This is a genomic window from Actinomadura rubrobrunea NBRC 15275 (assembly GCF_001552235.1).
GTDB classification, from domain to species: domain Bacteria; phylum Actinomycetota; class Actinomycetes; order Streptosporangiales; family Streptosporangiaceae; genus Spirillospora; species Spirillospora viridilutea.
The window spans coordinates 1-6616 of the sequence record NZ_BCQU01000161.1 but is presented as its reverse complement, the minus strand read 5'-3'; the positions used below and the strand labels follow the sequence as shown (position 1 = coordinate 6616).

The window sequence follows — 6616 nt, the reverse complement described above, 5'->3', positions numbered from 1 at the left end:
TCGAGCGCCGCGTCGGGGGAGGCGGCCTCGGCCGCGATCCGCGGGGGGCGGCCCCGGCGCGCGTCGCTCGCCAGCCAGAGGTCGCGCAGCGGACCGGCCGCGGCGGGCGGGGCGATGAACGGCTCGTCCAGCAGGTCGGTGAAGGCGATCTCGGCGCGGGCGGCCAGGGGATGGTCGCCGGGGAGCGCCACGTGGCGGCGCTCGGCCGCCAGCGTGCGGGTGCGGATGTCGGGGGACGGAACCGGCAGCCATACGAACGCCACGTCGCTGGACGCGTCGGCCAGCCCGGCGGTGGGGTCGTCCCACCCGACCAGCCGAAGCGAGACCGTCCAGTCGGGCGCCTGCTCGCGGAACCGCCGCAGCGCGTGCCGCTGCCGCTCGCGGCCGACCGCGGTCTGCATGCCGACGACCAGGGTGCGGGGGCCGCCGAGCGCGCGGACGTCGGCGTAGGCGCGGTCCCACGAGGCGAGGACCTCGCGGACCGCCGGGAGCAGCGCCGCGCCCTGCCGGGTCAGGGCGATCTCGCGGCCGCGCCGTTCGAACAGCGCGAACCCCAGCCGCCGCTCCAGGGACCGGATCTGCTTGGACAGCGCCGGCTGGGAGACCGACAGCCGCGCCGCGGCGCGCGTGAAGCTCAGCTCGTCGGCGATGGCCGCGAAGTAGCGCAGCTCCCGGAGGTGGGCATCCATTACCTCCGGTTATACCGCTCTGCCCTCGATGTCCGATGGAGCGGACGGCGGAACGCGGGCGCCCGGAGGCCCGGCCTCACCAGCGGCGGGGCTTGCCCTTCTCGTACAGCCACACGCGGAACAGCCGGTCCAACTCGCGGCCGGAGACCTCTTCGGCGAGCCTGACGAACTCGGGCGTGGTGGCGGTGCCGTCGCGGTGGCTCTGCACCCACTTGCGCAGGATCGTGAAGAACTTGCGGTCGCCGACCCGCTTGCGCAGCGCGTGCAGGCACATCGCGCCCCGCGTGTAGACGGAGAAGCCGAACATGGCGTCACGTCCGGGGTCGCCCGGCGGCGGGTTGAAGACGGGAGAGCTGCCGGGCAGCCGGTAGTACCGCTTGAACACCGTGTCGGCGGCCTTCCGGTTGCGCTTGTCCCGTTCGCGCCACAGCCACTCGGCGTAGGTGGCGAAGCCCTCGTTCAGCCAGATGTCCTGCCAGTTGCGCAGGCTGACGCTGTTGCCGAACCACTGGTGCGCCACTTCGTGGACGATGAACTCCTCGCTGGGGGCGAACCCCGCGTACACGGGGCGCTCCTGGGTCTCCAGCGCGTAGTCCAGCTTCGGGTCGTCGACGACGGCGCCCGCGGTGGAGAACGGGTACGGCCCGAACGTCTCGGCCGCCCAGCGCACCGCGTCGATCGTGGTGCGGTGCACGCGCTTCGCCGACGAGGCGTACGCGGGGTCCACCGCCGTGATCACCGGGATGCGGCCGACCCTGCCGTGCCGCACCCGGAACCGTCCGATCGCCACCATCGCCAGGTAGCTGGCCATCGGCGACTCCTCGGACCACTCGTAGGTGGTGCTGTCCTCGTGCCGGATGACGCGGCCCGGCCTGCCGTTGGCCACGGCGCGCAGGTCCTTGGGCACGGTGATCCGGAACGAGTAGGTCGCCTTGTCGCTGGGGTGGTCGTTGACCGGCAGCCAGGTGGGCGCGCCGTCCGGCTGGGACAGCACGACCGCGCCGTCGCGGGTCGGCACCCAGCCGTAGGTGCCGAGCGGGCCGTTCGTCAGCGGACCGGGACGCCCGGAGTACCGCACCACGGTGGTGAACATCTGCCCGGCGGGGATCTCCGCGTACGGGGTGATCGTCAGCTCCTGGCCGTCGCGCCGGTACTCGGCGGGCCTGCCCTCCACCGTGACCGAGGAGATCTCCGGGCCCCGGTAGTCGAGGCTGAACGCCGACAGCGGCTGGGTCGCGCGCGCGTTGACGGTGACGGTCGCGTCGACGTCGCCGCGCGCGCCCGGGTAGTCGAGGACGACGTCGTAGTGGCGGACGTCGTAGCCGCCGTTGCCGGCGTTCGGGAAGTACGGGTCGCCGAGGCCGGGGCCGCCCGGCGTCTTGTGCTCCACGGTGCCGCGGAGCGGCACGGCGGACACGGTGCCGCGGAGCGGCGCGGCGGACACGGTGCCGCGGAGCGGCACGGCGGACGCGGCGCCGCCGCTCGTGGTCGCCAGCAGGACGGCCGCGGTCGCCGCCGAGGTCACGCGCATCCAAGCCCGGTTCATCGGTGCCACTGTGCGCGGCCGGGCGGCGCGGCGCCCGGCGGACAGGCCGGACGTTGCGGAGTGCTTGCCTGCGCTTGACGCCCGCTTGACGGTCGCCCGGTCGGGCGGCGCGGATCGGCCGCGGTCAGCGGCTGGGACGGCCCCGCTTGTACAGCCAGTCGTCGAAGAAGGAATCGAGCTGCCGGCCCGACACGCGCTCGGCCACCTCGATGAACTGCTCGGTGGTGGCCGACGAGTGCCGCCGCTCCTTCGTCCAGGTCTTCAGGATGGTGAAGAACGTGTCGTCGCCGACCTTGGTGCGCAGCGCGTGCAGGGTCATGCCGCCCCGGTCGTACACCGAACGCCCGAACATCCGCGCCCGGCCGGGGTTTCCGGGCGGCACGTCCCACAGCTCCCGGCTGTCCGCGTCGGCGTACAGCTCGTCGAACTTGGACTGCACGGACTGGCCGCCCGCCTTCTCCGCCCACATCCACTCGGCGTAGGTGGCGAAGCCCTCGTTCAGCCAGATGTCCTTCCAGCGCGCCACGCTGACGCTGTTGCCGAACCACTGGTGGGCCAGCTCGTGCGCGAGGAGGGTGTCGTCGAGGCCGTACGACCCGTACACCGGCCGGGTCTGCGTCTCCAGCGCGAAACCGACCTGCGCGTTGTCCACGAGCCCGCCGGTGGAGGAGAACGGGTAGGGGCCGAACCGCCGCGCCCACTCGTCCGTGATCTCGGCGTTCTTGGCGTGGAAGCGCTCCAGGTCGGCGGTCGGCACGGACGGGTCGACGGCGGAGATGTTGGTCACGCCGCCGGGCGTGCGGTCCCTCTTCACCTCGAACCGGCCCACGGTGACCGTGGCCAGGTACGTGGCCATCGGCTCCTTCACCCGCCACGTCGCGGTGGTCGAGCGCCGCGCGGAGATCGGCGACACCCCCGGACTCCCCCCGCCGCCCGGAGCGCCGTCCGACCCGGTCGAGCCGCCGACCCGGTCCGGCGGGGCGCCGGGCTCGCCGTTGGCGATCGCGGTCAGCCCGTCGGGCACGGTGATCTCGAAGTCGAACGTGGCCTTGTCGCTGGGATGGTCGTTCGCGGGGAACCAGGTGCGCGCGCCGCTCGGCTGGCAGGCCACGAACACCCCGTCGGGGGTGCGGATCCATCCGTAGCGGCCGAGGACGGGGTCGCTCACCGGACGCGGCGTCCCCGAATAGCGCACCCGCACCGTGAACCGGGCGCCCTTCTCCACCGGCCGGGACGGCGAGACGATCAGCTCGTCGCCGTCGCGCCGCTGCCGCGCCGGCGCGCCGTTCACCGTGATCCGCGACACCCGCAGGCCGCTCAGGTCGAGGTTGAAGGAGGGCAGCCGCTGCAGGGCGACCGCGGTGATCTCGGCGGTGCCGTCCAGCTCCGCGACGCCCCCCGGCGTGACGGCCAGCGTGAGGTCGTAGTGCTGGACGTCGTACCCGGCGTTGCCGTCCCCGGGGACGTACGGGTCGCCGATGGTGTGCTGCTGCGGCGCGGCCGCCTCCGGCGGGGCGGGGATCCGCCCGCCGGGCTCGCGGTCGCCGGAGCCGCCCAGGCAGGCCGTCAGCGTCCCGGCGAGCGCCGCGGCGGTCAGGGCGGCGGCGCCGCGCGAGACGGGCCGCGGGCCGCGGCGGCGGGACGGCAGGGACTGGTCTGCGGCGATGCGGACGCGGTCGAGGCGCACGCGGTCCAGCCTGCCCGCGCAAGGGAGCGGAGGCAACCGCGCCGTGCCGCGATCCAGGCCGGACACGGTCAGCGCCGGGCGTAGGGGTTGGGCGTCCCCGGGCCGGCCTTGACCACGACCGTCCGGGCGGCCTTGTCGTGCAGGGCCTGCTTGCGCTCGTCCCACAGGATCCACGCGATGTCGAGAAGGCCGATGCAGCCGCACACCCCGCCGAGGACGGTGTAGAACGCCGAACGGCCCGCGGCCTGGCCGGCGTCGATCGCGCCGCCGTCGTCGGCCCGCACCACCCTGATCCGCAGCAGCATCTTGCCGAGCGTCTGCCCGAACCGCAGGTGCATCAGCCAGTAGTAGACGAAGGCGATCGCGATCGCGGCCAGGTTGGCCAGCAGCCGGTCGCGGTCGGCCACCGGCGCGTTCGGCGCCGGATCGGCGACCCGGCTCCAGTCCACCACCGTCCACCAGATCGGCAGCATCACGAGGCTGATGAGGACGGAGTCGACGATGCCCGCGCCGAGCCGCGCCCAGCGACTGGCCAGGTCGGCGGCGCCCGGGGGACGGCGGTCCCCGCCCCGGTCGGGCGGCGCGCCGTGCTCGGGGACTCCGCCGTACGGGCCCTGGCCGCCGTAGGCGCCGGGATACGGGGGCGGCTGCGCCTCCGGCTCGCCGGGGGCGCGCCACGGCTCCTCCTGCGGCCGTTCCCCGGACGGCCGTTCCCCGGGCGCGGGGTCGTGCGGCGGTTGGGTCATGCCGTGAAGGTCGGCGCCCGGCCCGCCCGCCAAACCTCGCCGCGCCCGGGACCGGCGAATGTTTACCGATCGATGATCACAGGTTGCCGCGGCGGGCCTGCTCGCGCTCGATCGCCTCGAACAGCGCCTTGAAGTTGCCCTTGCCGAAGCCCATGGAGCCGTGCCGCTCGATGAGCTCGAAGAACACCGTGGGGCGGTCCTGCACCGGCTTGGTGAAGATCTGCAGCAGGTAGCCGTCCTCGTCCCGGTCGACGAGGATGCGGCGCTTCTGCAGCTCCTCGATCGGCACCCGCACCGTGCCGATCCGCGCGCGCAGCTCGGGGTCCTCGTAGTAGGAGTCGGGGGTGTCGAGGAACTCCACCCCGGCGGCCTTCATCTGGTCGACCGCGGCCAGGATGTCGTTGGTCGCCAGCGCCACGTGCTGCACGCCCGGGCCGCCGTAGAACTCCAGGTACTCCTCGATCTGCGACTTGCGCCTGCCCTCGGCGGGCTCGTTCAGCGGGAACTTCACCTTGCGGGTGCCGTCCGCCACCACCTTCGACATCAGCGCCGAGTACTCGGTGGCGATGTCGTCGCCGATGAACTCGGCCATGTCGGTGAAGCCCATGACGCGGTGGTAGAAGTCCACCCACTCGTCCATGCGCTCGACGTTGCCCACGCAGTGGTCGATCGCCTGGAAGTACCGCTTCTGCGGCGGCTCGACGATCGGGTCGGCGGGGACGAAGCCGGGCAGGTAGGGCCCCGTGTAGTTAGAGCGGTCGATGAGCGAGTGCCGGGTCTCGCCGTAGGTGGCGATCGCGGCGATCACGACCTTGCCGTAGTCGTCCTGCAGGACGTGCGGCTCCTCCAGCCCCTTGGCGCCCTTGGCGACCGCGTGCCGATAGGCGGCCTCCACGTCGGGCACCTCGAGGGCGAGGTCGACCACCCCGTCCCCGTGCTCGGCGACGTGCCGCCCCAGGTCGGTGCCCGCCCGCACCGGACCGCGGAGCACGAACCGCACCGAACCCGACTCCAGCACGTGCACCGCCTCGTCCCGGCTGCCGTTCTCGGGCCCGCGGTAGGCGACCCGGCGCATCCCGAACGCGGTGGAGTAGTAGTGCGCCGCCTGCGTGGCGTTGCCGACGGCGAACACGACGGCGTCCATGCCCTTGACCGGAAATTCGTCCATGGCGCCAATCTCGACAGACGGGTACAGAGTGCGCAAGAGTGGTCCAGATCACTGGACAATCTGCACAGCGGAGCGCGGGAAATCCGGGCCCGCCTGTACAGGATGACCATGAAGGAGGACGCGGTGCCCGCGGAGCCCGTCGACGGCCTGGACGGACGGCTGATCGAGCTGCTGGCGGCCGAGCCGCGCATCGGGGTGCTGGAGGCGTCCCGCCGCCTGGGCGTGGCGCGCGGCACCGTGCAGGCGCGGCTGGACCGGCTGGCCCGGCGCGGCGTCATCCGCGGCTACGGCCCCGACATCGACCCGGCCGCGCTCGGCTACGGCGTGACCGCGTTCGTCACGCTGCAGATCCGCCAGCCCGGCGGGCACGACCCGGTGGCCGAGCGGCTCGCCGCGATCCCGGAGGTGATCGAGGCGCACACGATCACCGGGCCGGGCGACATGCTCTGCCGCATCGTCGCCCGCAGCAACCAGGACCTGCAGCGCGTCATCGACCTGGTCGTCGACGTGCGCGGGGTGGAGCGCGCCTCGACGGTGATATCGCTGGCGACGCAGGTGCCCTACCGCACCCTCCCGCTGGTCCGCCAGGCCGCCCGCGCCGCCGAGTCCCGGGCTGCAGAGTCCCGGGCGGCAGAGTCCCGGCCGGCAGAGCCTCGCGCGGTCGGGTCCCGCGCCGTCGGGCCCGGCGGCGCCGAGCCGCCCGGCCTCCGTCCCCGCGGAACCCGGCCGGGGACGCGCGCGTGACGGCGGACGGCCCGCCGCCCCTCGGCGGGCGGCGGG

General features: G+C 73.8%; 5 protein-coding genes and 1 pseudogene. 1 reads left to right on the top strand and 5 read right to left on the bottom strand.

Features of this window, described 5'->3' with window-relative positions:
* The 5 genes from AR3_RS28280 to hppD form a co-directional block, all read right to left on the bottom strand.
* A partial coding sequence (locus AR3_RS28280) for a LysR family transcriptional regulator (protein WP_157406816.1) occupies window positions 1-689 on the bottom strand: 689 nt, incomplete at its 3' end.
* 76 nt (window positions 690-765) lie between these two features.
* Entirely contained in the window at window positions 766-2235 is a 1470-nt protein-coding gene (locus tag AR3_RS28275) for a M1 family metallopeptidase (RefSeq protein WP_067918592.1), read from the bottom strand.
* 124 nt (window positions 2236-2359) lie between these two features.
* Complete coding sequence (locus tag AR3_RS28270; protein ID WP_227022951.1) at window positions 2360-3922, bottom strand: M1 family metallopeptidase; 1563 nt, start codon at window positions 3920-3922, stop codon at window positions 2360-2362.
* A gap of 68 nt (window positions 3923-3990) precedes the next feature.
* Entirely contained in the window at window positions 3991-4668 is a 678-nt protein-coding gene (locus AR3_RS28265) for an RDD family protein (protein WP_067918590.1), read from the bottom strand.
* Window positions 4669-4744: 76 nt separating this feature from the next.
* Complete coding sequence (hppD, locus tag AR3_RS28260; RefSeq protein ID WP_067918588.1) at window positions 4745-5836, bottom strand: 4-hydroxyphenylpyruvate dioxygenase; 1092 nt, start codon at window positions 5834-5836, stop codon at window positions 4745-4747.
* 108 nt (window positions 5837-5944) lie between these two features.
* Between hppD and AR3_RS28255 the strand changes: the two are divergent.
* Window positions 5945-6433 (top strand): annotated as a pseudogene (locus AR3_RS28255) (Lrp/AsnC family transcriptional regulator); the annotation flags it as partial.
* Window positions 6434-6616 lie beyond the last annotated feature (183 nt).

Bases quoted from the DNA above. Each gene is read 5' to 3' on its own strand.
- AR3_RS28275 (WP_067918592.1), bottom strand. From the start codon at position 2,235: ATGAACCGGGCTTGGATGCGCGTGACCTCGGCGGCGACCGCGGCCGTC.
- AR3_RS28265 (WP_067918590.1), bottom strand. From the start codon at position 4,668: ATGACCCAACCGCCGCACGACCCCGCGCCCGGGGAACGGCCGTCCGGG.
- hppD (WP_067918588.1), bottom strand. From the start codon at position 5,836: ATGGACGAATTTCCGGTCAAGGGCATGGACGCCGTCGTGTTCGCCGTC.